23 protein-coding genes and 1 pseudogene are annotated in these 26,306 nt (G+C 62.1%); 16 read left to right on the top strand and 8 right to left on the bottom strand.

The window, feature by feature from the left end:
* Positions 1–33: 33 nt before the first annotated feature.
* From IPM89_03180 to IPM89_03155, 6 genes are all read right to left on the bottom strand, one after another.
* Positions 34–258, bottom strand: coding sequence for a type II toxin-antitoxin system HicA family toxin (locus IPM89_03180; GenBank protein QQS54860.1), 225 nt, complete (start codon positions 256–258; stop codon positions 34–36).
* Positions 259–465 (bottom strand): type II toxin-antitoxin system HicB family antitoxin, encoded by a 207-nt coding sequence (locus IPM89_03175; GenBank protein QQS54859.1) that lies wholly within the window; start codon positions 463–465, stop codon positions 259–261.
* A 239-nt stretch (positions 466–704) separates the two neighbouring features.
* Positions 705–944 (bottom strand): hypothetical protein, encoded by a 240-nt coding sequence (locus IPM89_03170; protein QQS54858.1) that lies wholly within the window; start codon positions 942–944, stop codon positions 705–707.
* Positions 916–1,188 (bottom strand): BrnT family toxin, encoded by a 273-nt coding sequence (locus tag IPM89_03165; protein QQS54857.1) that lies wholly within the window; start codon positions 1,186–1,188, stop codon positions 916–918. The genes IPM89_03170 and IPM89_03165 overlap by 29 nt, the downstream gene beginning before the upstream one ends.
* 519 nt (positions 1,189–1,707) lie before the next feature.
* Positions 1,708–2,883, bottom strand: coding sequence for a MaoC family dehydratase N-terminal domain-containing protein (locus IPM89_03160; GenBank protein QQS54856.1), 1,176 nt, complete (start codon positions 2,881–2,883; stop codon positions 1,708–1,710).
* 3 nt (positions 2,884–2,886) lie between these two features.
* On the bottom strand, positions 2,887–4,608 hold the full coding sequence (locus IPM89_03155; protein ID QQS54855.1) for an acyl-CoA dehydrogenase family protein: 1,722 nt from the start codon (positions 4,606–4,608) through the stop codon (positions 2,887–2,889).
* Between the two features lie 339 nt (positions 4,609–4,947).
* Between IPM89_03155 and IPM89_03150 the strand changes: the two genes are divergently transcribed.
* Positions 4,948–6,237, top strand: a complete 1,290-nt coding sequence (locus IPM89_03150) for a hypothetical protein (GenBank protein QQS54854.1) — start codon at positions 4,948–4,950, stop codon at positions 6,235–6,237.
* An 81-nt stretch (positions 6,238–6,318) separates the two neighbouring features.
* On the opposite strand, the gene IPM89_03145 is transcribed toward IPM89_03150, so the two are convergent.
* Positions 6,319–6,780 (bottom strand): glycine zipper 2TM domain-containing protein, encoded by a 462-nt coding sequence (locus IPM89_03145; GenBank protein QQS55762.1) that lies wholly within the window; start codon positions 6,778–6,780, stop codon positions 6,319–6,321.
* 140 nt (positions 6,781–6,920) lie between these two features.
* Between IPM89_03145 and IPM89_03140 the strand changes: the two genes are divergently transcribed.
* Positions 6,921–8,243: a hypothetical protein gene (locus IPM89_03140; protein ID QQS54853.1), complete on the top strand. Its 1,323-nt coding sequence runs from the start codon at positions 6,921–6,923 to the stop codon at positions 8,241–8,243.
* An 89-nt stretch (positions 8,244–8,332) separates the two neighbouring features.
* Here the strand turns inward: IPM89_03140 and IPM89_03135 are convergent, their stop codons facing one another.
* Positions 8,333–8,656, bottom strand: coding sequence for a DUF3301 domain-containing protein (locus tag IPM89_03135; GenBank protein QQS54852.1), 324 nt, complete (start codon positions 8,654–8,656; stop codon positions 8,333–8,335).
* A 419-nt stretch (positions 8,657–9,075) separates the two neighbouring features.
* Between IPM89_03135 and IPM89_03130 the strand changes: the two genes are divergently transcribed.
* From IPM89_03130 to IPM89_03065, 14 genes and pseudogenes are all read left to right on the top strand, one after another.
* On the top strand, positions 9,076–11,028 hold the full coding sequence (locus IPM89_03130; GenBank protein QQS54851.1) for a DUF262 domain-containing protein: 1,953 nt from the start codon (positions 9,076–9,078) through the stop codon (positions 11,026–11,028).
* Between the two features lie 301 nt (positions 11,029–11,329).
* Positions 11,330–12,106 (top strand): exodeoxyribonuclease III, encoded by a 777-nt coding sequence (gene xth, locus IPM89_03125; GenBank protein QQS54850.1) that lies wholly within the window; start codon positions 11,330–11,332, stop codon positions 12,104–12,106.
* A gap of 11 nt (positions 12,107–12,117) precedes the next feature.
* The gene (rfbB, locus tag IPM89_03120; protein QQS54849.1) at positions 12,118–13,161 is read left to right on the top strand and encodes a dTDP-glucose 4,6-dehydratase; all 1,044 of its coding nucleotides are present in this window, start codon (positions 12,118–12,120) and stop codon (positions 13,159–13,161) included.
* Between the two features lie 7 nt (positions 13,162–13,168).
* Positions 13,169–16,075: an insulinase family protein gene (locus IPM89_03115; GenBank protein QQS54848.1), complete on the top strand. Its 2,907-nt coding sequence runs from the start codon at positions 13,169–13,171 to the stop codon at positions 16,073–16,075.
* Between the two features lie 32 nt (positions 16,076–16,107).
* Positions 16,108–18,540 (top strand): hypothetical protein, encoded by a 2,433-nt coding sequence (locus tag IPM89_03110; GenBank protein ID QQS54847.1) that lies wholly within the window; start codon positions 16,108–16,110, stop codon positions 18,538–18,540.
* Positions 18,541–18,542: 2 nt separating this feature from the next.
* Entirely contained in the window at positions 18,543–18,848 is a 306-nt protein-coding gene (locus IPM89_03105) for a J domain-containing protein (GenBank protein ID QQS54846.1), read from the top strand.
* A 13-nt stretch (positions 18,849–18,861) separates the two neighbouring features.
* Positions 18,862–19,572, top strand: coding sequence for a nucleotide exchange factor GrpE (gene grpE, locus IPM89_03100; protein ID QQS54845.1), 711 nt, complete (start codon positions 18,862–18,864; stop codon positions 19,570–19,572).
* Positions 19,573–19,590: 18 nt separating this feature from the next.
* Positions 19,591–21,335, top strand: a pseudogene (locus tag IPM89_03095) (Hsp70 family protein).
* Positions 21,335–21,616 carry a hypothetical protein gene (locus IPM89_03090; protein QQS54844.1) on the top strand — a complete coding sequence of 94 codons (282 nt, stop codon included), beginning with the start codon at positions 21,335–21,337 and terminating at the stop codon, positions 21,614–21,616. The pseudogene IPM89_03095 and the gene IPM89_03090 overlap by 1 nt, the downstream one beginning before the upstream one ends.
* 167 nt (positions 21,617–21,783) lie before the next feature.
* On the top strand, positions 21,784–22,551 hold the full coding sequence (locus IPM89_03085) for a 2-phosphosulfolactate phosphatase family protein (GenBank protein QQS54843.1): 768 nt from the start codon (positions 21,784–21,786) through the stop codon (positions 22,549–22,551).
* Positions 22,552–22,896: 345 nt separating this feature from the next.
* Entirely contained in the window at positions 22,897–24,657 is a 1,761-nt protein-coding gene (frdA, locus tag IPM89_03080) for a fumarate reductase (quinol) flavoprotein subunit (GenBank protein QQS54842.1), read from the top strand.
* Positions 24,654–25,406 (top strand): succinate dehydrogenase/fumarate reductase iron-sulfur subunit, encoded by a 753-nt coding sequence (locus IPM89_03075; protein QQS54841.1) that lies wholly within the window; start codon positions 24,654–24,656, stop codon positions 25,404–25,406. The genes frdA and IPM89_03075 overlap by 4 nt, the downstream gene beginning before the upstream one ends.
* Complete coding sequence (locus tag IPM89_03070; protein ID QQS54840.1) at positions 25,403–25,789, top strand: fumarate reductase subunit C; 387 nt, start codon at positions 25,403–25,405, stop codon at positions 25,787–25,789. Before IPM89_03075 ends, IPM89_03070 begins: the two co-directional genes overlap by 4 nt.
* A gap of 2 nt (positions 25,790–25,791) precedes the next feature.
* Positions 25,792–26,133 (top strand): fumarate reductase subunit D, encoded by a 342-nt coding sequence (locus tag IPM89_03065; protein QQS54839.1) that lies wholly within the window; start codon positions 25,792–25,794, stop codon positions 26,131–26,133.
* The last annotated feature ends 173 nt before the right edge of the window (positions 26,134–26,306 follow it).

Genomic DNA, 26,306 nt, shown 5'->3' with positions numbered 1-26,306 from the left:
GTGCGACGATGGTTCGGGATTGGATGTTTCAAATCATTTTGATGTCTTAGTAAACTCGTCAACAGTCATCCCTGACGAGCGAATTAAACTTCTCAAAGTACCTTGGGCGACTTCTCTGTGATCAGGGATAGAAAGCGTTGCCATGCGCCCCTCTCTAACCATAATAATATGACTGCTCCGGCGTCGTACCACTTCCCAACCTAGCCGTTCGAACGTCTCAACGACCTCTTTTCCACTCAGCCGAGGCAAATGAGACACTTACGCCAACACCTCAACCTGCCGTGTCTCAACGGTCAAGGGCAAACCGCGCTCTGCTCTCACCTCCAAGCAAAGCTGGATGGCTTCCTGAATATTCTTTAAAGCCTCTTCTTTCGTGCTACCTTGGCTGACACAACCTGGAATAGCTGGGCATTCAATCACCCAAACACCATCCTCGTCTCTATCGATTATCACAGTAAATTTCATATGAATCCCCAGGGCTTTTTGAGGCGTAATGATGATTTTATTTCATTCACAGATCCTCTGACTTTAATCCGGCATGTTTCGCAATTCTCGCCAACATGCGTGGCCCGATTTCTTCTCAATCATGGAAATAAAACACGAAGTCAGGCTATCCTGAACGTGAAAGAGTACGATGAGAGTCTGACTAGCTTATAGATACAAGTAGCGAAAGGATTTGTCTCTTTCCGGGTGTTTATGGCAAGCTATACTTGCTTTGCCAGGCCGGTGGATCGCTTGGCAATATCGATAAGCGATTGGAGTGCATCATTAACCGCTTTCTCGGTCGGAAATGCTGCGGCTACCTCCGGGCTTAGCAGTACCAAATTAGTACCTTCCTGATAAACCTGATAATATTTACCTCGTACTCCCATACCTAAGTCTTCTCGCTTGTACTCAGGTCGCAGTTCATCTTTTCTAGCCTTCTTCGTAGATTTTTCTTTCATACTGATCAACCTTTCTCGCACTAATAATTCGTATCTGCTGTGCTTGTTCGGTATGTGAAACTACCAGCAAATAACCAGACTTTGATATACCAAAAGTCAGAAAGCGGTATTCACCTTCCGAATGATCTGGATCGGCGAAAGTAACCGCCAATGGATCGCCAAATACTGTTGCAGCTTCATGGAACGAAACACCATGCTTGCGTTTATTGCCAGAAGCTTTTTTATGATCCCATTCAAATTCCATAAAAAGTCGAGATTAGATTTTGGAAACTCGGAAACAGTCTTGCAAAATCAACCTGAATCCCTTTTTTTCAATCAACTCCTCCCGGAAAATAACTTCCTTATCAATTCAATTTGATTTTGATCGACAATCACTTCAAAAACTATCCTGAAAATTGTTGTTCCAACCAGTCGCGATCAAAGCTCCAGATATCATTTACATTTCTTAATCTCAAATGATGTGGCTCCATTGTGGAAGGTCCATCTTGCAAGTGATTAAAATGATCACGAACTCTCTCTTCCCTACATGGAATTGCCCTTGCCATCTCGACGACAGAAGCCCCCCCCTTAAAAGGTAAAAATCAATTTTTCCACACTGTCTCTTAACGCCATGCCTTAGCCAAGTTTTTCCATTCTCAACCTCACTTCTCCTTCCTTGTAGGACTTCCAAAGTTTCAATCAAGTCACTTGCTCTCGCGTTTGTCATTTTCAAGCCCTCTATGCCGCCCCTTTCCCATTTCAGGAGAAGGGGCTTTCCCTCACCTCACACCGGTCGCCGCTTGATCAACAACCGCCGTTCGATCTCGAAGATCTTGCTACTGATCTTCTCCTTGCTCAGCTTCTGTTTATCGTTCTCCTTGATGAACAGATCCGCCCCATAAGTTTCCAGCGCGGCGGCGGCACTAATGTTCTTCACCCCGATGAACTGGAAGGTGACGATGCCGGCGGCGTCGGTATTGGTCAGGGTCTCGGTCGCCACCACCCGCGACAGCGCCGCCACCGTATCGCCGGACACCGCCGGCTGGGTGTGATAACCCTCGGTGAAACCCAACTCCCACAGCGCGTTTTCGCTGACATCGCGGCTGGCCAACCCTTCCAGCCAGGCGAACACCAGTCCGCCGTACACAATCGGCTCGCCACTCATCTTGCCCGACAGGCCGGTGCTGTACACCCGATCGAAGTGCAGCGGATGGGTATTGCCGACCAGGTAGGTCCAGGCCATGTGCTCGTCGGTGATGGTGCGGCCATTGGCGTGGACAATCAGATCGCCGAGCGAGAAGTCCTCGAAATAGGTGTTGGGACCGGTCAACTGACTCGGATAGCCGCCCGCGTTGATCGGCAGATCGACCACCGGATGCTCCACCCACGGGAATTCGACCGGCGCGGTCGGCGCCGGGGTGGTCGGCAGGCGGTCACCGCGATAGCCGACCATGATCTTGCGTTCGTACTGCAACACCACCTGATTGTGCTGGTTCACGCCCAAGGTGCGAATCAGCACGATGCCCGGCTTGTCCTCGCCGCGCGCCTTGCGGTCGATGACCTTGGTATAACCGCGCAGGGTGTCGCCCGGATAGACCGGCCGCAGGAACTGCACGTTGTAATAACCCAGATTCGCAATCGCTTTCTCGGAGTCGTTATGCACCCCCAGCGACAGCACCACGTTGAACATCATCTGCGGGCTGGCCGGTAGATCCTGGAAACCGTGCGCCCTGGCATATTCCAGATTCAGATACAGCGGGTTGCACTGCATGAACACCCGGGCGAAATCCAGCATCGGTCCGCGTTCAAAGGTATAGCCGCGCGGATGGACAAACACCTGTCCCGGCACGAATTCATCCAGATAGCGCCCGTACTGCGGCCGGCGCACCCACTCCAGGTTGACCGCCACCGACCCCGCCACTTCCGCCGTCTGTTCGCTCAATCGCATCGAGAAACTCATGGCTCAACCCTCCACTTCCGCTTTGGTCTTGGCGTTGTCCACCAGCGAACGGGCAATCACCTTCAAAGCCAGGGTTTCCTCGGCGCCTTCGAAGATCGACAGCACCCGCGCATCGATGAAATAGCGGCTGACCGGCATTTCTTCGGCGTAACCCATGCCACCGTGAATCTGCAAGGCTTCGCGGGTCACCCACTCGGCGGTTTTGCAGGTGAAAAACTTGACCATGCTGGCTTCCATATCGCCCTTGCCCTGATCCATTAGCCGGCCCACCGAGTAGGTGAACTGGCGGCTGACCGCCAGATAAGTCGCCATCCGCGCCAGCTTGATCTGGGTCAACGGGTAGTCGCCGATGGGATAGCCGAACACCACCCGTTCCTGGGCATAGCTCAGCGCCCGTTCGTAGGCCGCCTGCATGACACCCACCGCCCGAGCGGCGGTTTGAATGCGGCCGCCGGAAAAACCGGCCATGGTGAAATAGAAGCCCTTGCCCTCGCCTTTCGGTCCGCCCAGCATGTTTTCGTCCGGGACAAAGACGTTGTCGAAAAACAGGTCGAAGGAGTGCATCCCGCGATAGCCGATGGTGGAAATCGCCTTGCCGGTCAACTTGCCGCCGCTTTCCTGAGTAAATTCGAAGGAATGACCAGGATAAGTCGGCTTCTCCAGCAGGAACATCGACAGGCCGCGATGGCCGATGGAAATGTCGGGGTTGGTGCGGGCCAGAATCAGCAGCACCCCGGCTTTACCGCCGAAGGTACACCAGGTCTTGGCGCCGTTCAGCAGCCAGCCGCCCTCGGTCCGGGTGGCTTTCAGCCGCATGTTGGCCACGTCGGAACCGTAGTTGGGTTCGGTCACCGCCACCGCGCACAACAGATCGCCGGAAGCCAGTTGCGGCAACCATTTCTCTTTCTGTTCCTCGGTGCCACCCTTGAGCAGCGCCTTGGACAGAATCTCGGGCCGGGTAATCAGGCTGCCGGCGGCGCCCAGCGAACCGCGGGTCAGTTCCTCGGTCACCACGATCATGCCCAGATTGTCTTCCTGCTCGTCGCTCTGAATGCCACCGAAGCGTTCCGGAATGGAAATGCCGAAGCAACCCATTTCCCGGACCTGATCGATGATGGTGTCGGGAATATCGAGATCGTGGCGGTGGATCTCCTCCGCCAGCGGCATCACCACTTCCTCGGCCACCCGGCGGAAGGTGTCGCGCATCATCTCGTGATGGTCGTCCAACAGATAGGCGCCGGTCACGCCATCCTGGCTGCGAACCCGCTGCCCCAGGTCGGCGAGCGTGGTCGACGGCAGTTGCGCCAGGCAGAACCCACGCACCGCCGGATGATCCACGGTGGCGTTCAGCCAATGGTCGTTCAGGCCGAAATCGGCCGGGCGGGCGCTCAAACGGTTGCGGACGCTCTGTAGAGCCTCGGCGGCGAACAGCAACGCGAACCGCTCTTCCAGGATCGCCTCGCCGGTCGAACCGCCACCGGCCACGCGCGCCCGCTTGGCGTAATCGAGCATGAAGCGGGCACCGGTCACTTCCGCACAGGACAACGCCAGGTCGTAGCTCACCAGTTGGTGTTGGTCGAGCAGCGCGGCGGATACTTTGCCATCGGCTTTCTGGGTCCGTTCCTTGAGATCCGCCAACGCGAAGTCGAGCGCTTTCTGGACGGCGGAGAGCGCCAGGGCGGCCTGCTGCAACTGCTCTGCCGGATTCTGGATCGGTGCGGACATGGGTTTACCTCATCTGATGACGGTTATTCGCGAAAACCATAAATTTAGTAAGCTCTAACCGCGAAGTGTAAGGGAAAATCGCTCGGAGCACACGGTTTGAACCGATGCGGCGGCAAAAAATTCCGGCGGAAATCGGTCGCTTGCACTTTGAAAGCGACCGTTGTGAACCGTTTTTCCGGTTCTGGCGCAAGTGGGTCAGTCCACCGACGATTATCCCTTATAATCCGAAATTCCCGGGGCCGGGGCATGACCCTGATTCCTCCCCGATCACCCATCCCATCATCTATGGCCGGCGCTTCCGAAATTCCGGCGCGGCGCCGCACCGCATAGGGACCCATCGTGGCCACAACCCCTACCGCATCGAACGAAATCAGCCACTACGCCGGCTTGCTGGCGCTCGAACTGGACCCGCAACGGCCCGATTTCACCGGCGTACCGCCCGAGCCGCTGAGCGTGGCGGCCGCTACCGCTCTGGCTGGCCATCTCGCCAAGGATCTGGACCGCATTCTTGACGGCATCCATCATTTGGGGCTGATTCTGCCGGGGGCGCTATACGATCAGACTGAAATTCTCCGCCCCGGCTTTCCCTTGATCGGTGTCTTAAGCGAATTGTACAGCGGCAGCGACCGCGACCGGACTTTCAAACCCCGCCTGATCGCCCTGGGTAGCGACCGTGGCCATTTCCCGGTGGCCGACATCAACCCGCGACGCCAGCCCGGCTCGGGTCCCTTGCTGTTGCTGCCGTTCTGCTTCGTCGGTCCGGGCGACGACATCGCCCGGTTGGCGCGCGTCATGGAGGATACCCTGCTGCAAAATGGCGAAACCTCGCAAGCCACGCGCGAGGCGGTCCAGCAGGCGTTCGGGCTGACGGCGATGAATCTGTCCTACGCCACCGTTGGCGACCTGTGCGCTCTGTTGCGGGTACAACTGGATGGCAACGGTCTGCTGCCGCTGTGGGAGTTGCTGGAGCAGTCCTGGTTCGAGCGGCCCGGCGTCCGTTCCGCGACCCTGGACGGCGGTAACCGCTTCCTGGTGGCCGGCGATCACGCCCATACCCTGTTCTACACCTTCGACGACTGGGCGCAGTTCGGGCCGGGCCGTTCCCTGCCGGCGGTCGGGCTGAGGGAAGGTTACCGAGGCTGGGCGCGCTTGCAACGGCAATATGCACTGGCCTTGGAAGCCTACGGACTGCATGTGCGCTGGGTGCTGGCCAACCCGCGACTGGAGGAAACGCTGGCCGCCGTGGACGGCGAGGCGGCGAAGGCGGCATTGCGGGAAATTCCCTGCCTGTCGGGGGATTATCTGGTCGAGGCGATTTTCCAGAACGACAGCGAGCGCCCGGAACAGCGGATGTCGATCACCAATCAGGCCGACCCGGAGCTAGGCACCTTGGCCTATACGGTCACCACCCTGGACGACCATGGGCAATTGCTGCGGCTGGAGCATCACTACCCGCTGCGGCCGCAGGGCTTGAATGCGATCATCGACCGGCTGATCCAGCGCTGCAACGAACAGGATACCGAGCGACAGGTCCTGCATCCAGACCAGCTGCTGTACTCGGAAAGCGGGCGAAATTTGCGGGCCGCGACCATCGCCGATCTACCGGCATCAACGGAGCGGCTGCATTAGCAGGGTGGGAACGGCCGACAACCCGTCACGTCATCGGCTCTGTCCCGTGACGGGAAAAGGTCCGAACGCGGGTAAACCATTTCAATAATGCGCCACCCGGGTCGTGCCGTCGTAACCGATTAATACCCGCACCCGGTCGCCGGGATAAAACGGCTCGTCGGCGGCCTGGGTAACGGCCAGCATCCGGCCGTTATCCAATTGGACGGTGATTTCCAGACCCGGCTGCCGGGTCGCGTTCTCTTCGATCGCCGAACCGGCCAGCCCACCCAGCACCGCACCGCCGATGGCGCCGGCCACCTGGCCCCTGCCCCGACCGATGGTGCTGCCGGCCAGGCCGCCCAAGGCCGCGCCGCCCACCGTGCCCACGCCGCTCTTGGTCCCTTCGATCAGCACCTGACGGACGCTATCCACATAGCCCAAGCGCACATCCTGAGCCTCGCGGGCCTGACCACGGCTATAAGCACCGCCGGACATGCTGGCCGGACAGCCGCTCAACACCAGGCCCGCCGCCAGCACCACCGCCACCGTCGCTGTCGTTTTCATCAATCGCATCGTCCACCTCGTCGCGCATCGGCATTGTTCGAATTGAAATCGGTCGGGCATTATAGCCAAACCCACCCGTCAACATAGTCGGCGACACTGAATCGCGACTGAACTGCTCGCCGCCATCCTATCCCATCACCGTGCAACACCACCCTTTTCCATCCATCCTGCCGCCCGCTCGTCGTGACGCCTTGGCCGGCATCCTGCTGGTGCTGATGATCGCCGCCTCGGTCACGCCGGGCGCGTCGCTGCTCCCGGCCGGACTGCTGGGTTGGAGCGCCGCCCTGCTGCTGAGTTACCGGCTGGGCCGGCGGCAGCGCATTCAAAGCGCCTGGCTGATCGGGCTCGGAACCATGGGCATCGCCTGGGGCACGCTGCACGGCACACCATTCAAGATGAACCCGATATTCGCCGGCAATCAGGGACTGGTCAGCCTGCTGGCGGCGGTGTCGTTCCTGCGGCTGGTGACCCGACCGGGCGGAGCAGATCCCGAGCAACCCGCGCCGCGTGGTCGAAAAGCCTTATGGCGGACCCTGCTCGGCGTGCATCTGTTCGGCGCGGTGATCAATCTATCCACCGTGGTCATTTTGGGCGACCGGATGGCCACTCGCGGGCGGCTGGGCAAGCGCCGGGCGCTGGCGCTGACGCGGGGCTTCGCGGCGGCGGCATTCTGGTCACCGTTCTTTTCGGCCATGGCCGCCGCGCTGACCTACGCGCCAGGCGCGCGGCTGGGTGTGGTCGTGCTGGCGGGCCTGCCGATGGCCGCGCTCGCCCTCTGGCTGACCGCCCGCGACATCGATCCCGAAAATCCCAAGCTGGGCGCGCCGTTCATCGCTTACCCCATGCGTTTCAGCACATTGTGGGTTCCCGGCCTGCTGGTTTTCATTGTGCTGACTGTCCACGCCTGGGTGCCGGACTGGTCGATCCTGGCCATCATCGCCCTCAGCGCGCCGCTGCTGACCATCCTGATCCTGGTCGGGCAACATGGACTTGCGGCGTGCTCCCCGCTCAAGGGTCATGTGACGCAAGGCCTGGCCAGCACGGTCAACGAGTTGGTGCTGTTTCTGGCGGCGGGCGTGCTGGCGGCGGGTTTAATCAGCCTGACCGGAACGCTGGGGGATTGGCTGCCATTCGAGCGATTCGGAGCGCCGCAGGCCAGCCTGCTGCTGCTCGTCATGGTTGGCGCCGCCGCGCTGGGCGTGCATCCGGTCATCACCATCGCCAGCTTCGGCGTCTGGCTGGCGCCGCTGCATCCCGAGCCCAACCTGCTGGCGATCACCCTGTTGATGAGCTGGGCCATCGGGGTGCCGGCCAACCCGTTGTCCGGCTTGCACCTGATGATGCAGGGCCGCTATGGGATCGACGGCTACGCTTTCCTGCGCTGGAACGCCGGCTATGTCTTGAAATGCCTGGGGGCGGCCATCGCGCTGCTACAGGTTTATGCGGCGCTGCTGGGAACCTGAGGCGACGGTGGCCGATTCTCGCAAGGATCACCCGCACAATCCCGGCTTGCCTTGTTCCTGAAACGTCCGCCCGTTTCCGAGCGAGCCTCTCAGGGCAGCAGCAGGTCGCCGCCCTCCATGTGCAGCACTTCCACCCGCCAGCCGACCAGCAACACGCTGCCGACCTGGCGGCGCTGACCGGTATCGGTGAACTCGAACACGTACAACCGCTCCAGCTTGAGCCGGCCATCGTGGTCGCGCCGCAGCCACAATCGCTCCAGCGCCACGGTATCGTCCAACAACTGCACGTTACTCTGCCGGCAGGCGCGGGAACTGGCGGTGCGCGCCTGTTCGCGGGCGCCGAGACTGTCGCGCCAGAACCATAGGCCAACTCCCATCACCGCGAGTATGCCGATCAGCGTTGTAAAGCTCATATCAAGTTGGCAATCCTGTAACGAAGGTGCGCTTGGTGAGTCGAGCCGTCTGGTGGACGGCCGGCGGGTCGAATCAAGATTATGCGCTATCCGTTTTCGTGTGTTCCCATCTCTTCAACCCCGCCGCGCGAATACCGAGTGTTGGCCGCCGGGATTTCGGCTTCTGTTGGTTTACTGGCACAGCCAGATTCATAAGCCTCATTTTTGTGCTTTTTCATTGTGCTTTTTCGTACTCTATCGCGGGTCGGGTTCAGAGTTCACGCAATCCTCATGGTCATCAAGACAAGCGAACCGTACCGCCCTCTCTGGAAAATCTCGCGACCAACCGCGCGGCGGCATGAGCGCACCCCGGTATAAGAGACGTTTTTGTGCAATTTTTGAGTATCCAGCTCAAAACAACAGTAAGGGAAGCCCACGACATGAAAATCTCCACCATTCTCGACCATATCGACAGCGGGCACATGGCGCTGCCGGAATTCCAACGCGGCTATGTATGGAACCGCGATCAGGTCCGTGGGCTGTTCACCTCGCTCTACCGCCGCCATCCAGTGGGCGGTCTACTGGTCTGGGCAACGGAATCCAAGACGGCCACGCATCGCGGCGATGGGCCGCTGGCCACTGGAGTGATAAAGCTACTGCTCGACGGCCAGCAACGCATCACCTCGCTTTACGGTGTGGTACGTGGCAAGCCACCAAAGTTTTTCGATGGCAATGCCCAAGCGTTCTCTACCCTGCGCTTCCACCTCGACTCGGAAACCTTTGCCTTTTACCAATCGATGAAGATGCAGGACGACCCGCTTTGGATCGATGTCACCGAATTAATGCAAAAAGGTCATGCTGGGCTGGGCGAATTCGTGGCCCGCCTGAGCGCGCAATCCGAACTCGTCGTCAGAGTCGGGGACTACGTGGGTCGATTGAGCCGCCTACTCGGCATCACGGATATCGATCTTCACATTGAGGAGGTCACCGGTGCCGACAAGACGCTGGATGTCGTTGTGGATATCTTCAACCAAGTGAACAGCGGTGGCACCAAGCTCTCGAAGGGTGATCTCGCCTTGGCAAAGATTTGCGCCGACTGGCCCGAGGCCCGCGACACCATGAAGGCGAAACTCAAGGAGTGGGCCAAGGCCGATTATCACTTCAACCTCGACTGGCTACTCCGCTCGGTGAACACCGTACTCACCGGTGAGGCCAAATTTCAGTACCTACACGAGAAGAGCGCGGAGGAGGTTCAGAACAGTCTGAAACGGGCTAACAAGCACATCGACACCTGTCTGAACCTGATCGGTGGGCGCCTGGGACTCGACCATGACCAAGTGTTCTTCGGCCGCTTCGGCGTACCCGTGATGGTGCGATACCTCGACCGGCGCACCGGGCCGCTCGGCGAAAAGGAACGCGATAAGCTGCTGTTTTGGTTCGTACAGGCGGGAATGTGGGGTCGATTTTCAGGCTCGACCGAGTCCTTTATCGACCAGGATTTGGCCGCGCTGGAAGGGATTGGCGGTGGGCTCGACCGATTGCTGGAGCAGTTGCGGCTATGGCATGGCGGTCTGCGGGTCGAACCGGGCCACTTCACCGGCTGGAGCCTTGGTGCTCGGTTCTACCCGATACTCTACCTGCTCACGCGCATGGGCGAAGCGCGAGATTGGGGCACCGGCCTGCCGCTCAAGGCTTGTCTCCTCGGCAAGATGAGCCGATTGGAAGTACATCATATTTTTCCGAAGGCGCAACTCTACAAACGCAACTTCAAGCGCCCGGAGGTCAATGCCTTGGGTAATTTTTGCTTTCTAACCAAGGATACGAATCTCGACATCAGCGCCCGCTTGCCGGAGCAGTATTTTGTGACGGTCGAAAAGGCACACCCCGGCGCCTTGGCCTCTCAGTGGATTCCCACCGACCCGGCGCTCTGGAAAATCGAGAACTACCTGGAATTCCTTGAAGCCCGCAAGGCGTTACTCGCCGCGGAAGTCAACCAACGGATGGAAGAACTGCTTCACGGCGACACGCGCTGGCTGGCTGGCCCCGCGGCGACAGCGCCCGCCAGTGTTTCCGTCGGTAACGATATCGCCAGCGAGACCGAGGAGGCAGAACTCGAAACGATTAATGCCTGGATGGAAGCGCATGACCTGCCTCGCGGTGTGCTGGCCTACGATTTCGCCAATGCCGCGACTGGCGAGCAGAAAGCCATTTTCGATTTGGCTTGGCCCAATGGTATCCAGGAGGAACTAAGCCAACCGGTCGCGGTTCTGCTGAACGAAAGCAACGAGACCCTGGCTATCGCCAGCCAGGCCGGATTCCGGTGCTTCACAGCCATTGAGGCGTTCAAGCGGTATGTGGAGGCGGAGATTCTCGTAGCGAGCGCAACCGCATGATCACCGCCGGGCCAGACCACGGCCACGAGCATGTCGGCCAAGCGAGCGCTCCACAACAATCTGGATCAGGATGAGGCGCTGGTGCCGGGCGATGGATCGGGGCGGCGCATAGACAAGCTGCTGGACCCTTGGCATGGTCATTCGGTGAAGACCAGGTCCGCCCACGGGCCAACATTTCGAGCGGTGGGCTGGATGCTATACTGGTGCTCCTGTCTCCCGGTGGACATCGCCGCCGCAATGCGCGGCCATGGCGCAAATTCAATTATTAAATAATATAGAACAGTTAGTTAAAATCATTTTTATGAAAATCGCCACCTGGAACGTCAATTCCCTGAAGGTGCGCCTGCCGCAGGTGCTGGCCTGGCTGCGCGAGCGGCAACCCGACATCCTGGCCCTGCAGGAAACCAAGCTGACCGACCCCGATTTTCCGACGCTTGATCTCGCCGGCGCCGGTTATCAGGTCGCCTTCGCCGGTCAGAAAACCTACAACGGCGTGGCGGTGCTCAGTCGTTTGCCTCTCGGCGAAACCGTCGCCGACTTGCCGGGGCTGGACGATCCGCAGCGGCGGGTCTTGGCCGCAACCGTCGGCGGGGTGAGAGTCATCAATCTCTATGTCCCCAACGGCCAGTCCGTCGGCTCCGACAAATATGCCTACAAACTGGCCTGGCTGGAGCACCTGGCGCAATGGCTGGAAACCGAACTGACTCGCCATCCCCGATTGGTCGCACTGGGCGATTTCAATATCGCGCCGGAAGACCGCGACGTGCATGACCCCGCCGCCTGGGCCGGTCAAATCCTGTGCAGCGACCCCGAGCGGACCGCGTTCCGGCGGTTGCTGGATTTGGGCCTCCAGGATGCGTTTCGGCGGTTTCCGCAGGAAGAAAACACCTTTAGCTGGTGGGACTACCGCGCCGCCGGCTTCCGCCGCAACCGGGGACTGCGCATCGACCATATTCTGCTCAGCCCGGCGCTGGCCACGACCTGCACCGCTTGTCAGGTGGACCAGGCCCCGCGCCGGCTGGAGCGCCCGTCCGATCACGCCCCGGTGACCGCCGAATTCGACCTTGAACTCCACTGAACCGAGTCCTCATGGAACATCATCCCCATAACGTATTGGTGACCGGCGGCGCCGGCTTCATCGGCTGCAATTTCGTCCACCACCTGCTGGCCACCGAGCCGGACGCCCGCATCGTCACCCTCGATCTGCTGACCTACGCCGGTTCGCTGGACAACCTGCGCGAGCTGCCCGACCCCGCCCGGCATACCTTCGTCCAGGGCGATATCTGCGACCGGTCACTCGTGGACCGGCTGTTGCGCGAGCACACCATCGACACGATTACCCACTTCGCCGCCGAAAGCCATGTGGACCGCTCCATCACCGGCCCGGCGGCCTTCGTGCAGACCAATCTGGTCGGCACCTTTAGCCTGCTGGAGGCTGCCCGCGGGGCCTGGCTGGAGGGTGGAAAAACCGCCGAGCATTGCCGCTTCCACCACATCTCCACCGACGAAGTTTACGGTACCCTCAAACCCAACGATCCGCCGTTCAGCGAAACCACGCCCTACGCCCCCAACTCGCCCTACTCCGCTTCCAAGGCCGGTTCCGATCATTTGGTACGGGCCTATTTCCACACCTACGGCCTGCCGGTGGTCACCACCAACTGCTCCAACAATTACGGCCCCTACCAGCACGGCGAGAAATTCATTCCCACCGTGATCCGCTCCTGCCTGCTGCAACGGCCGATTCCGGTCTACGGCGACGGCAGCAACATCCGCGACTGGCTGTATGTCGAGGACCATTGCCGGGGCATCGATGCGGTGATCCGGCGCGGCGTGCTGGGCGAAACCTACAATATCGGCGGCGACAACGAATGGGCGAACATCAACATCGCCAAGCTGATTTGCGCGCTGCTGGACCAGCGCCGGCCGGAACACGCCCCGCACGAGCGGCTGATCCACTTCGTCGCCGACCGGCCCGGCCACGACTGGCGCTACGCCATCGACCCTCGCAAGATGAGCGAGGAACTCGCCTGGCGACCCGAGGAAACCTTCAACACCGGTATCGCCAAGACCGTGGACTGGTATCTGGAGCGACACGCCACCGACCCCGCCTGGGGCGGCATGGCTGGAGAATAGAGACATCATGCCCCATCCCGCCTTTCAGCATCTTCGCAGCCACCCCGTTCCCGCCCTGCGGCTGGAGTTTCAGGAATACCGCCATCGCGCCACCGGCGCCCGGCATCTTCATCTGGCCACCGACGACCCGCACAACGCCTTCATGGTCGCCTTCCTCACCGTGCCCCAGGATTCGACCGGCGTGGCGCACATTCTCGAACACACCGCCTTGTGCGGCAGCCAGCGCTATCCGGTGCGCGACCCGTTCTTCATGATGATCCGCCGGTCGCTCAACACCTTCATGAACGCCTTCACCAGCAGCGACTGGACCGCCTACCCCTTCGCCAGCCAGAACAAGAAGGACTTCAACAACCTGCTGGACGTTTACCTGGATGCCGCGTTCTTCCCGCTGCTGGACGAGCGCGACTTCGCCCAGGAAGGCCACCGGCTGGAATTCGCCCAGCCCGACGACCCGAACTCGGCACTGCTGTTCAAGGGCGTGGTGTTCAACGAGATGAAAGGCGCGATGAGTTCGCCAGTACAGCGGCTCGGCCAGGAATTGCAACACCGGCTGTTCCCGACCATCACCTATCACCACAACAGCGGTGGCGATCCCGAGGCGATTCCCCACCTCACTCACGAACAACTCAAAGCCTTCCACGCCCGCCACTATCACCCCTCGAACGCCATCCTCCTGACCTACGGCGACATCCCCGCCGCCGAGCATCAGCAACGTTTCGAGGCGCAAGCCCTCGGCCGTTTCCAGGCACTGACCCTGGATTTGGCCATTCCCGACGAGCGCCGCCTTCCCGCCCCGATCAGCGACCTCATCCACTATCCCCTGGACGGGGCCGAAGACCTGAGCGACCAGACACATATCGTGCTGGGCTGGCTGCTGGGACCGACCACCGACCCGCTGGCGACCCTGCGGGCGCACTTGTTAAGCGACGCGCTACTGGACAACAGCAGTTCGCCGCTGCGCCACGCCCTGGAAACCTCGGAACTGGGCGCCGCGCCCTCGCCGCTGTGCGGCTTCGACACCGCCACCCGCGAAGCCACCTTCGTCTGCGGACTGGAAGGCTCCGATCCCGAACACGCCGAAGCGGTCGAGGCATTGGTGCTCCAGGTGCTGCGGCAGGTCGCGGCCGAGGGCGTGCCGCAAGAGGCGGTGGACGCCGCCTTGCACCAACTGGAATTGAGCGAGCGGGAAATCACCGGCGACGGCTTTCCCTACGGCCTGCGCTTGTTGATGGAAGCGCAGGCGCCGGCGATCCACGGCGCGGACCCGCTGCCGGCCCTGGACAGCAATCCGCTGCTGGAGCGGTTGCGAACCGAAAGCCGCGACCCGGCGTTCATCCCGCGCCTGGTCCGGCAACTGCTGCTGGACAACCCGCACCGGGTCCGGTTGACCATGGCCCCGGACGCGGAGCTGAGCGAAAAACAGGCGGCGGCGGAACGGGAACGGCTGGCCACCATCCGCGCGGCGCTGACCGAGACCGACAAGACCCGTCTGGTCGCACAGGCGCGGATCCTGGCCGAGCGCCAGCAGCGCCAGGACGACCCCGAGCTGTTGCCCAAGGTAGGCTTGGAAGACGTGCCGCCGGATTTGAAAATTGCCGAGGGCGTCACCCGGCCGGTCGGCGCGCTGCCCACCGCCTGGTACGCACAGGGCACCAACGGCATGGTGTACCTGCAAGCCGTGCTCGATCTGCCCGCGCTAAACCCCGAGGAATTGGACCTGCTGCCGCTGCTGTGCGCCTGCCTGCCCGAGGTCGGCAGCGCCGGGCGCGATTACCGCGCCACCCAGGCCCGGCAGGCGGCGGTCACCGGCGGCATCAGCGCCCGCGCCAGCGTGCGCGGCGGGGTGGACGACGTGTATCAGGTCCAGGGCATCCTGGTCCTGGCCGGCAAGGCGCTGGCCCGCAATCAGGCCGCGCTGTCCGAGTTGTTGTGGGAAACGCTGACCCGTCCCCGCTTCGACGAACTGCCCCGGCTGCGGGAACTGGTGGCCCAGATGCGCGCTCAGCGCGAGGAAGCGGTCACCGACCACGGCCACATGCTGGCGCTGGCCGCCGCCAGCGCCGCCCTCAGCCCGGTCGCGGCGCTCAGCCACCGCTGGGAGGGCTTGCGGGGCTTGCGGGATCTTAAGACGCTGGACGATACGCTGGACGACCCCGCGGCGCTGGCCGCCTTCGCCCGGCGACTGGAACGGTTGCATGGCCGCTTGCAACACGCGCCCCGGCAACTGCTGGCGGTCAGCGAAGCCGAACGGCAGGACGAGATCGCGGCGGTGCTGGCGATGCACTGGCGGAATGACGCAACGAGCACGGTCGAACCGTTCACCCTGGCCGTGCCGGAGGCATCGCCGACCCGGCAGGGTTTCAGCGTCAACACCCAAGTCAACTTCTGCGCCAAGGCCTACCCCACCGTCGCGCCCAACCACCCCGACGCCCCGGCGCTGCACGTCCTGGGCGATTTCCTGCGCAACGGCTACCTGCATCGGGCCATCCGCGAACAGGGCGGCGCCTACGGCGGCGGCGCCGGCTACCATCCCGACAGCGGTGCGTTCCGCTTCTACTCCTACCGCGACCCCCGGTTGACGGACACCCTGGCCGACTTCGACCGGGCGCTGGACTGGCTGCGCACGCATGACCATCCCGCCCGAACGCTGGAGGAAGCGATTCTCGGCGTGGTCGCCGCCATCGACAAACCCGGTTCCCCGGCCGGCGAAGCCATCAGCGCCTTTTTCGGCACCCTGTTTGGCCGTACCCCGGAACAGCGCCGCGCCTACCGGCAACGGGTGCTGGCGGTCACGCTGGATGACCTCAGGCGGGTGGCGACCAGCTACCTGCAACCGGAGCAGGCCCACTGCGCGGTGTTGAGTAACGCACGGACGCTGGCGGAACAGCGAGACTTGGCCATCACCGCGATTTGACACCGATCCATTTGCCTATCGTTGAATTCAGAATGCGCAAACCGCCCGCACCCTCACGCACCCGCCTCGACGACTTGAGCACCGGCGAACTGATCGCCCGCGGCGAAAACCTCCTGTCGACCCGCAACTACCGGGATGCCATCGATCTCTACAAGCTGCTGCTGAAACGCGAGCCGCAGGCCGAGGCCGGCTGGCGCGAATCGTTGGCCGCGGCCTATCTGGAGCGGGCCATGGAGCTGGCCGGCAAGGCCATGCACCGCGAAGCCGCCGTGCTCTGGGAGAACATTCCCAGCCTCTGCGGTCAGTCGCCGCAACCCGAACTCTACGTCGGTTGGCTGCTTCACAGCGGCCAGTATGCCAAGGCGGTGCGTGCTTACACCGACCACGCGGCCGCGCTGGCCGGTGCCGGCGAACTGGAAACCCTGCTCGCCGCGCTGGCCCTGGCCGGGCAAAAGGACGTATTGCAGACCCTGCCTCAGGACGCGCCGCCGCGCCGACAGTTGACCGCCGCCAAGAACGCGCTGCACGCCTACAGCCAGGGCGAAAGCGAAGAAGCCGTGCGCGAACACCTGCAAAACATCCCGATCCGCTCTCCCTACCGGGATCTGCGCCAAGTGCTCGCCGCGCTGCTCAAGCTGGAAACCGATCCATCCGGCGCCCTGGCGCTGGTCGACCGCATCCCCACAAGCTCGCCCTATCGCGGCCTGGCCGACATCGTCCGTACCTGCGCCACCACCGAACCGCTGCGGACATTGCCAGTGCTCGAACCGGCTTCGCGCGATATCGCCAGCAGCCTGCTCGGTTTGGAACCACACCAGATCAAGCTGCTCAAGGAATGGGCGCGACTGGGCGAGTCGCCCAGCGACAAGGCGATCTTCGGTTTCATCACCGCCAACCTCGCGGCGCTGGATCGGGATCAGGCCCGCCGCGCCAGCCTGGCGCTGCTACCGGCCTACCCGCCGGGCCTGGCGATTCACGTCAAGCTGTTCGGACCCTTGCCACCGTACCAGTCACAGCGCCTGCAAGCCCTGAAAGCGGAGCGGGACGGCGACCTGCAAAGTATCCTGCATCACTGGCGCGCCTGCGCCGACCTGCTGGCTCAGGATACCGCCGACCCGGATAGCCGGCTGATGGCGGCGCTGGTTCTGCGCCACCTGGCGCGACTGTTGGAAGAAAACCCTCCACCCTGGTTCGTGGAGGCGCGAACCGAGGATCTTCTGGCGGACAGCCTGCAACTGGACCCGGACGACCGCGATACCTACCTGCAACTGGCAAAACTGTACCAGGAAGCCGGCAACGACAAGGAATACCATCAATGGGTGGAACGCGCGGTCAAGCAGTTTCCCGACGATCCTCAGGTACTGCTGGCCGCCGTGGCAACCGCCACCGCCCGCAAGGCCTACAAGAAAGCCGCCGGTTTTGCCGCGCGGGTGCTGGAACTGGACCCGATCAACAGCAAGGCCCGTAACATCCTGATCAACTCCCATCTGGCCCACGCCCGCAAACAGATTCTGGCCGGCAAGCACGAACTGGCGGCAAAGGAATTGGACAGCGCCGCCCAACTGGAGCGCGACAACGCCCGCAGTGGCGTCATCGAACTCAACCGGGGCCTCCTGGCTTTCACCCAGCGCCAGCGCCAGCGCGCCCAGCAGTGGCTGCGCGAAGGCACCCGTATCGCCGGCAGCCCGCTGCTGGCCCGGCTGCGACTGACGGTGGAAGCCTCCCGCCTGCGGCTGGAACCGTCCCTGTTCCTAGCCGATCTCGAACTGGGCAACCCCGGCAAATTAGCCATCAGCCGCGCCGATCTGCTGGCCATGGCCCAAGTGCTCGGCGCGTACCGGGAAGAAGGCGTCAGGGATCTCGGCGCGGTGCTGGAAGATTTGGAAAAACCGCTAAAGCAGGCGATCAAGACGCTGAACGCCGAGGACGACCTGCTGTCGCTCTGCGAATGCCTGCACCAGGCGCCGCACCACAAACTGCTGGAATACGCCGCGACCCGCGCGCTCGAACACCATCCGGAACGAGCGCTGTTCGTCTACTTTCAGATTTTTGGCCGCGCCGAGGGCGATCTCTATCAGGTTAAGGATCGCGACTACCAGCGGCTGGAAGACGCCGAGAAACGCTCCGCCTCCGCCAAGGATCACCGCGCCAAGCTGTTGATCGAACGCTTTCTCACTCAGGGCCTGTTCCACGCGCCCCGATCCCGGTCGGGACCGGGGCATTCCGCTGAAAAGAACCAACTCCGCGAGGATCTGGAGCGGCTACCGCCGGAGATACGCGACCAACTGCTCGACAAAATCATGGACGAATTGCCGATTGACGCCGACGAACTGCCGCCGGAAGCGCGCAAGGCGCTTCTGAACGCCCTGCTGCTGGGCGGCGACGACCTTGCGGATCTTCTGGATGCACCCGACCTTCCCCTCCCTTCGCCGGAGCGCGGCCGGCGCAAAAAACGCCGGAGATAACCATGCCGAATCCGTTTACCGTGCTGGGCGTCGTCGAGACCGCCGACGACGACACCATCAAGAAAGCCTATCTGCAACAGGTGCGCGAACATCCACCGGAGCGGGACGCCGAACGTTTCCAGACGATCCGCGCCGCCTACGAAGCGATCAAGACCCGCCGGGACCGTCTCAGTTACCGGCTATTCCAAAAGGAAATCCCCGACCTGGCGGGGCTGGTGGCGAGCGCCCTGCAAGCGGGCCCGCGCCGCCGCCCGAGCGAGCAGCAACTCCTGCAAGTTTTGCACGGCCGCTTGACCGGCCCGAAATAAAGACACCCCGACCATGGATACCGCATGCAAAGAGCAATTGCTGGCGCGCTTTCGCGCCTACCTGGACGAACTTCCCGAAATGGAGCCAACGGCGGAAGAGGACCGGCATACCGACCTCTACTCCCTGTTCGCCGAACTGGTGGCGCTGAAAAACGAGGTCAAATTGGAATCGCGCCAGGTTAAGACCGCGCTGGAGGAATTCCGGGCCGTGTTCGCAACCCTGCAAGCCAGTCAGAGCCAGCTCGGCGGCGAACTGGATCGTGCCCGCGGCGCGCTGCCCGAACAGCGACGGACGGTACTGAAGCCGGTGTTGCTGGAACTGCTGGAGCTGCGCGACCGCCTGGAAGCCGGGCTGCGCGCCCTGCAAAGCTATCACCCTGCCTTGTGGGTCCAGTGGCTACGGGGGCGGCGAAAGGAACGGGATTTGTTGCAAGCAATGGCTCAGGGCCAGGACATCAGCTTGCGCCGACTGGATCAAATTCTGAACGCTCAACAGGTCGTGGCTCTGGAGACTGAAGGCCAGCCGCTCGACCCGCACACCATGCGCGCCGCCGAACTGGACCGGCGGCCCAACCTGGCCAACGGCATCGTCACCGAGGAACTGCGCAAGGGCTACACCTGGCAGGGTGAACTGCTGCGGCTGGCGGAAGTCAAGGTCAACCGCCAGCCGGAACCCGCCACCGGCGCCGATACGTCACGCGCCACCGACAACTCACCGAACTGAACACGAGTCGCAACCCTCATGGCTGAAAAAATCATCGGCATTGATCTGGGCACCACTAACTCCGAAGTCGCGGTGGTTCACAACGGCCGCGTCACCGTCATCGACATCACCCCCGACCACCCGATCCTGCCCTCCTTCGTCGGCCTGGCCGACGACGGCGCGATCCTGGTGGGCGAACCGGCCAAGAACCAGTACGTGCTCTACCCGGAACGCACCATCAAATCCATCAAGCGACGGATGGGCAGCGCCGACCGGGTCGAACTGGGCGACGCCACTTACACCCCGCAGGAAATCTCCGCCATCATCCTGCGGCGGCTGAAGGACATCGCCGAGGCGCACCTGGGCGAACCGGTCCACAAGGCGGTGATCACCGTGCCGGCCTATTTTTCCGACGCCCAACGCCAGGCCACCCGCGAAGCCGGCGAAATCGCCGGGCTGGAAGTGGCGCGGATCATCAATGAACCGACCGCCGCCGCCCTGTCCTACGAAGCCAACCACCAGGGCCACAAAAAGGTGCTGGTCTACGATCTGGGCGGCGGCACCTTCGACGTGTCGGTGGTCGGCATCGAAGACAATGTGGTCGAGGTACTGGCCAGCCACGGCAACAATCATCTCGGCGGCGACGACTTCGACGCCAAAATCGTCGAACACGTCGTCGAGCATCTCAAGGGGTACGGGACATCGATCCGAGCGAATCACGCAAGGCCATGGCCCGCATCACCCGGGCGGCGGAAACCGCCAAGATCGCCCTGTCCGACCAGCCCTACACCCGGATCGAGGAGGAGTACCTGCTGGAGCGCGACGGCACCCCGCTCAACCTGGCGCTGGAGCTGTCCCGCGACGAGTACGAGGACATGATCGCCGGCTATATCGACGAGACCCTGGAGGCAACGCACATCGCCTTGAAGGGGGCCAACCTGACCGTATCCGATATCGACGAGGTGCTGCTGGTGGGCGGCGCCACCCGCACCCCGTTGATCACCCGGCGACTGGAGGAAGATCTCGGTCTGACGGTACGGGCCGAGGTCAACCCCGACCTGTGCGTCGCCGCCGGTGCCGCCATCCAGGCCGGCATGCTGGCCGGCGAGACGGTCTCGGCGGTGCTGGTGGACATCACCCCCTACACCTTCGGCACCAGCGTTGTAGACGAGCTGAACGGCATACCCTACCCGTTTACCTACGTGCCGATCATCCACAAGAACACGCCGATCCCGGTCACCAAAAGCGACGTGGTCTACACCATGTACGACCGGCAGGAGGCGGTGCTGGTGCACGTCTACCAGGGAGAAGACCCGGACGCGCTGAACAACATCGAACTCGGTCAGTTTTTCGTGGAGAACCTGAGCAAGGTGCCGTCCGGCAACCCGATCATCCTCCAGTTCTCCCTGGACCTGAACGGCATCATGAACGTGTCGGCGCGGGAGAAAAAAACCGGCCTGGAAAAATCGATCCGCATCGACAACGTGCTGTCCCGCTTCCAGGGAGGAGAACTGGAAACGGCGCGTGCCCGGGTTGATGCCCTATTCTCGGACGAGGAACAAACCGCCGAAACGGCCGCCGCCACCAACCACCAGCTCACGGCGCAGGCGCGGGCGCTGGTGGAAAAAGCCGAGCGCCTGCTGGACGGCGCCACCGAGGACGACCGCGAGGAAATGATCAATTTGATCGAGAACATCAAGGACGCGCTGGGCAACAACGATTTCCCCGCGCTGGCCGAACCGATGGCCGCGCTGTCGGACATTTTGTTTTATCTGGAGTCGTGATGGAGCGCTGCCCGGTCTGCCGCGCCCGCTTCAAGGAGGAGCCGGTCTGCTATCGCTGCGGCGCGGACTTGAGCGTGCTGCTGGCCATCGAAGCCGAAGTCGCCGCGCTGGAACGGCGGGCCGTGGCCCTGCTGGGCACCGGCGAATGGATCAAGGCGCGGCGGGTGGCCGAGCGTGTGCTGACACTGCAACCCAGCCCACTGGCGGCGGCGGTGCTGAATCTCAGCCACCGGGAATTGATCGCCAGCGAAGTTCAGGTGTTGGAGCGACTGTTGCGATAAGCCAGGTCGAGCCGGACCGGGCATCCATCACACCACGAATCGGCCATGCCCGATGTATGGCGCTTTGCATCGGCTTGGATTAACCTTATAAAAAACAGGCCGATAATCCCCGGCCCATCTTCCCTAAACCAAGCCGCGAAACGTTATTACCCACCAGCACAACCCCCATGGAAATCTTCGTTTACCACACCCCCGATCAAGTCCCGGATATCAGCCAAAAGGCGCGCAAGGGTGGCCTCACGCTCGATCTGCCGGCCTGCGCCATCGTCATCGACGTGCTGCGCGCCACCACCACCATGGCGACCGCGCTGGAATCGGGCGCGGAGGCCATTCAAGTCTTCGACGATCTCGACGTCCTGTTCCGAACCAGCGAACGCTGGCCGGCGGAACGCCGCTTGCTGGCCGGCGAGCGGGGTGGCGAAAAACTGGAAGACTTCGACCTCGGTAATTCGCCGTCGGAATGCACCCCCGCGCGGGTCGGTGGCAAGCGGCTGTTCATGAGTACCACCAACGGCACCCGCGCTCTGGAACGGGTACGGCAAGTACCGATCCTGCTGACGGCCTCGCTGACCAATCGGGCGGCGGTGGTGCGTTATCTACTGTGGGAACAGCCGCACACGGTATGGATCGTGGCCGCCGGCTGGCGTGGTGGATTCTCGCTGGAGGACACCATCTGTGCCGGGGCCATCGCCTGCGCCCTCAGCGTCGAGCGGGACAGCGACTGCGCCGGCGACGATGAGTCGATCGCCGCCATGGCGTTGTTCGAACGCTGGCAAACCCGCTTGCCGCAATTGCTGCGCTACGCCCACCACGGTCGCGGTCTGGTGGCGCTGGGCTGCGGGCAGGATCTGGACTACTGCGCCCGCCTCGACAGCGTCGATGTGGTACCGCTGCAAGTCGAACCGGGGGTACTGAAAGCAGCGGCCCTGGGCTGAGCTCGGCTTCTCACGCGACTCGGTCGAAACCGCGGCGCCGTGATCGGATGCCCACCGGCAATGGCCCGCTTGCGTATCCCAACACTTGACCTGGCCGGACATATCCTAATAATTCCAGGATGCGATGGGATTGCAGCCATTCCAGGCCATCATCCCCAGAGCGGGTGCCATCGCCCCAGTGTCCGTACTTTCGTACAAAAAATGCCCTGACCCCAACGGCAAACCGCGACGTGGATCGTGCTTGATCGCCACCTTACGGAAACAAGCTAAACTGTCGGATCGACATCATGTACTCTCTCGTCAATTCACCCCATCTGCCTGGCATCACACCGAGGAGCCGAAGTAATGGAGATCATCAAAACCGACGTTGCCATCGTCGGAGCGGGAGGCGCGGGGCTGCGAGCCGCCATCGCCCTCGCTGAAGCCGACCCGAAATTACGCATCGCCCTAATTTCGAAAGTCTATCCCATGCGCAGCCACACCTGTGCCGCCGAGGGCGGAGCCGCCGGTGTCGTCAAGTCCGATGATAGCCTCGACCTGCACTTCAACGACACGGTGGGCGGCGGTGACTGGCTGAGCGATCAGGACGCCGTCGAGTATTTCATCAACGAGGCGCCCAAGGAATTGACCCAACTGGAACATTGGGGTTGTCCGTGGAGCCGTGAGCCGAATGGTTCCGTCGCCGTGCGCCCGTTTGGCGGCATGAAGATCAAACGCACCTGGTTCGCCGCCGACAAGTCGGGGTTCCACATCCTGCACACGCTGTTTCAGACCTCGCTGAAGTATCCCAGCATCCAACGCTTCGACGAGTACTACGCCACTGACCTGCTGGTCGAGGACGGGCGCTGTCAGGGACTCACCGCCCTGGAAATTCGCAATGGGGAAATGAAGCAGTTTCAGGCGGGCGCGGTCATCATCGCGGCGGGTGGCGGCGGCAAGATGTTCCCGTTCACCACCAACGGCAACATCAAGACCGGCGATGGCATGGCTCTGGCCTATCGCGCCGGGACGCCACTCAAGGATATGGAGTTCGTCCAGTACCATCCCACCGGTCTGCCGAATAACGGCATCCTGCTGACCGAGGGCTGTCGCGGCGAAGGCGGCATTCTGCTGAACAAGGACGGTCGCCGTTATTTGCAGGACTACGGCATGGGGCCGGAAACGCCGGTCGGTCAACCGGTGCTCAAGACCATGGAACTGGGTCCGCGCGACCGACTCAGCCAGGCATTCTGGGGCGAGCAGCAGAAGGGCAACACGGTCACAACCCCGTGGGGCGACTGCGTGTTGCTGGACATGCGCCATCTGGGCGAAAAGAAAATCGACGAAAGGCTGCCGCTGGTGCGCGACCTGTGCATCAGCTACCTGGGCAAGGACCCGGTCAAGGAGCCGATTCCGATTCGCCCGGTCGTCCATTACATGATGGGCGGCATCCATACCGATGTGCAGGCCGCGACCCGCTTGCCGGGACTGTTCGCCGCCGGCGAGTGCGCCTGCGTCAGCATCAACGGCGCCAACCGGCTCGGCTCCAACTCGCTGACCGAACTGCTGGTCTTCGGGCGGCGGGCGGCGCTCAGCGCCATGGCCCATCTGCAATCCAATCCGACCCCCAGCAGCGACGCGGCGCTCGCGGCGAAGGCGAAGGCGTCGCAAAACCGCATCCAGGCCTTGTTCGACAAGAGCGATGGCACGGAGAGCATCGCGGGATTGCGTCAGGAAATGATGGACACCATGGAAGCGAACGTCGGGATCTATCGCACCGGCGAAGGTCTGGCGGCGGCGTGTGAAAAGATTTCCGAGCTGCGTCAGCGCTACGCCAACATCGCGCTGACCGACAAGAGCCACGTCTACAACACCGATCTGATGCAGGCGCTGGAACTGGGGTCGATGCTCGACTGCGCCGAAGCGGTCACGGTGGGTGCGCGGGATCGCAAGGAATCGCGGGGCGCGCATCAGCGGCTGGACTTCACCGCCCGCGACGATGAGAACCTGCTTAAACATTCGCTGGCCCACTACCACCCTACGGAACCGCCGCGCATCGAGTATCTCGATGTCGTCATCACCAAGTCGCAGCCCGGTGTCCGTGACTACTCAGGAGCCAAGAAATGAGCGAACTCCAGAAACGCCAGATCCAACTGGAGGTGCTCCGCTACAACCCGGAGACCGATACCGCGCCCCGGTATCAGAGCTATTCCGTACCCTGCCTCGACGAATGGGTGGTGCTGGATGCGCTGAACTACGTCAAGGACCACCTCGATCCGACGCTGAGCTATCGCTGGTCCTGCCACATGGCGGTCTGCGGCAGTTGCGGCATGATGGTCAACGGCGAGCCGAAACTGGCGTGCAAGGCCTTCATCCACGAATATGGCGATCAGATCAAGGTCGAGCCGATGGCCAATTTCCCCATCGAGCGCGATTTGGTCACGTCGGTCGAGGATTTCATCACCAAGCTGGCCAGCGTCAAGCCCTACCTGATTCCCAAGTCGGATCAACCGGTCAGCGCTGGCGAATTCAAGCAGACCCCGGCGGAATTGAAGAAATTCAAACAGTACACGCTGTGCATCAACTGCATGTTGTGCTATGCCGCCTGTCCGCAATACGCCCTGGTGCCGGAATTCCTCGGCCCGGCGGCGATCTCCATGGCGCACCGCTACAACCAGGACTCCCGCGATGGTGGCCGGGACCAGCGTCAGGAGGTGATCGCCTCCAACGAAGGGGTGTGGGAATGCTCGTTCGTCGGCGCCTGCTCCGAGGTGTGTCCCAAGCACGTTGACCCGGCGGGCGCGTTGCAGCAGGTCAAGGTGGCCAGCACCATCGACTGGTATAAAGAGCACTTGATGCCCTGGGTGAAAAAATGAACAGCAAACCCTATATCCGTGAGGTTTCCAAAACCACCTGGTTTCTGAGCCAGCCACGCTACAAGCGCTACATGGCCCGCGAAGTGACTTGTATTTTCATCTTCGCCTACACCTTCCTGCTGATCGTGGCGCTGGCACGGCTATCACAAGGGCCGGACGCTTTTCAGGAATTCCTGAATGCGCTGCACAGCCCCTTGGGCGTGCTGTTCAACGCGACGGTTTTGATTGCGACGGTGTATCACAGCATGTCGTGGTTCAACGTCACGCCCCAAGCCATGCCGATCCAGCGCGGCGAGGAATTCGTGCCGGGCAACATCATCGTCGGAGCCCACTACGGCGCTTGGGCGGTAGTCTCGCTGATCATCCTGTTCCTGGGAGTCTAGTCATGGCCAAATCCAATAAGCCAATCTTCTGGGGCTTGTTCGCCGCCGGTGGCACGGTCACGGCATTCGTGACCCCGGTGCTGGTGCTGATCACGCTGTTCGCCGCCATGCGCTTCTCGCCAGCGCTGTTCACCTACGAGTACCTGCACGCCTTCGCGGCAAACTGGCTGGGCAAGCTGGTCATCTTCGGCATTATCCTGCTGTCATTGTGGCACGCCGCCCACCGGTTACGGGTCACCGTTCACGATTTCGGCGTCCGCGCCGACACGCTGGTCGCCTATGTCGTCTATGGGCTCGCGGGTCTGGGCACGCTGCTGACGATCATTTATCTGCTGCGCATCTGACGGGGCCAGAGAGTCCCGCCCGCCCTGCTTCCGCGGCCCCCCAGGCCCGCGGAAGCGGGAGGCGCGAATAGAGCCGTTTCGCCATAACCGTGGCGCCGCTTCCCGCTGTTGTGGGAAGCGGCGTCTTGTCTGTTGGGGTAAACGGAATCTGGCTAAAGCGACAAAAACCCCCG

It is taken from the genome of Candidatus Competibacteraceae bacterium (assembly GCA_016699715.1).
GTDB lineage: Bacteria > Pseudomonadota > Gammaproteobacteria > Competibacterales > Competibacteraceae > Competibacter.
Note: the sequence above shows the minus strand (reverse complement) of the source record. Positions and strands in the feature narration are given on the sequence as shown.

What these genes read in the sequence shown, in the direction of transcription:
- IPM89_03175 (QQS54859.1), bottom strand. Translation starts at nt 465, where the DNA reads ATGAAATTTACTGTGATAATCGATAGAGACGAGGATGGTGTTTGGGTG.
- IPM89_03110 (QQS54847.1), top strand. Translation starts at nt 16,108, where the DNA reads ATGCGCAAACCGCCCGCACCCTCACGCACCCGCCTCGACGACTTGAGC.
- grpE (QQS54845.1), top strand. Translation starts at nt 18,862, where the DNA reads ATGGATACCGCATGCAAAGAGCAATTGCTGGCGCGCTTTCGCGCCTAC.
- IPM89_03170 (QQS54858.1), bottom strand. Translation starts at nt 944, where the DNA reads ATGAAAGAAAAATCTACGAAGAAGGCTAGAAAAGATGAACTGCGACCT.
- IPM89_03105 (QQS54846.1), top strand. Translation starts at nt 18,543, where the DNA reads ATGCCGAATCCGTTTACCGTGCTGGGCGTCGTCGAGACCGCCGACGAC.
- IPM89_03160 (QQS54856.1), bottom strand. Translation starts at nt 2,883, where the DNA reads ATGAGTTTCTCGATGCGATTGAGCGAACAGACGGCGGAAGTGGCGGGG.
- xth (QQS54850.1), top strand. Translation starts at nt 11,330, where the DNA reads ATGAAAATCGCCACCTGGAACGTCAATTCCCTGAAGGTGCGCCTGCCG.
- rfbB (QQS54849.1), top strand. Translation starts at nt 12,118, where the DNA reads ATGGAACATCATCCCCATAACGTATTGGTGACCGGCGGCGCCGGCTTC.
- IPM89_03090 (QQS54844.1), top strand. Translation starts at nt 21,335, where the DNA reads ATGGAGCGCTGCCCGGTCTGCCGCGCCCGCTTCAAGGAGGAGCCGGTC.
- IPM89_03085 (QQS54843.1), top strand. Translation starts at nt 21,784, where the DNA reads ATGGAAATCTTCGTTTACCACACCCCCGATCAAGTCCCGGATATCAGC.
- IPM89_03165 (QQS54857.1), bottom strand. Translation starts at nt 1,188, where the DNA reads ATGGAATTTGAATGGGATCATAAAAAAGCTTCTGGCAATAAACGCAAG.
- frdA (QQS54842.1), top strand. Translation starts at nt 22,897, where the DNA reads ATGGAGATCATCAAAACCGACGTTGCCATCGTCGGAGCGGGAGGCGCG.
- IPM89_03130 (QQS54851.1), top strand. Translation starts at nt 9,076, where the DNA reads ATGAAAATCTCCACCATTCTCGACCATATCGACAGCGGGCACATGGCG.
- IPM89_03115 (QQS54848.1), top strand. Translation starts at nt 13,169, where the DNA reads ATGCCCCATCCCGCCTTTCAGCATCTTCGCAGCCACCCCGTTCCCGCC.
- IPM89_03070 (QQS54840.1), top strand. Translation starts at nt 25,403, where the DNA reads ATGAACAGCAAACCCTATATCCGTGAGGTTTCCAAAACCACCTGGTTT.
- IPM89_03075 (QQS54841.1), top strand. Translation starts at nt 24,654, where the DNA reads ATGAGCGAACTCCAGAAACGCCAGATCCAACTGGAGGTGCTCCGCTAC.
- IPM89_03135 (QQS54852.1), bottom strand. Translation starts at nt 8,656, where the DNA reads ATGAGCTTTACAACGCTGATCGGCATACTCGCGGTGATGGGAGTTGGC.
- IPM89_03145 (QQS55762.1), bottom strand. Translation starts at nt 6,780, where the DNA reads ATGAAAACGACAGCGACGGTGGCGGTGGTGCTGGCGGCGGGCCTGGTG.
- IPM89_03155 (QQS54855.1), bottom strand. Translation starts at nt 4,608, where the DNA reads ATGTCCGCACCGATCCAGAATCCGGCAGAGCAGTTGCAGCAGGCCGCC.
- IPM89_03065 (QQS54839.1), top strand. Translation starts at nt 25,792, where the DNA reads ATGGCCAAATCCAATAAGCCAATCTTCTGGGGCTTGTTCGCCGCCGGT.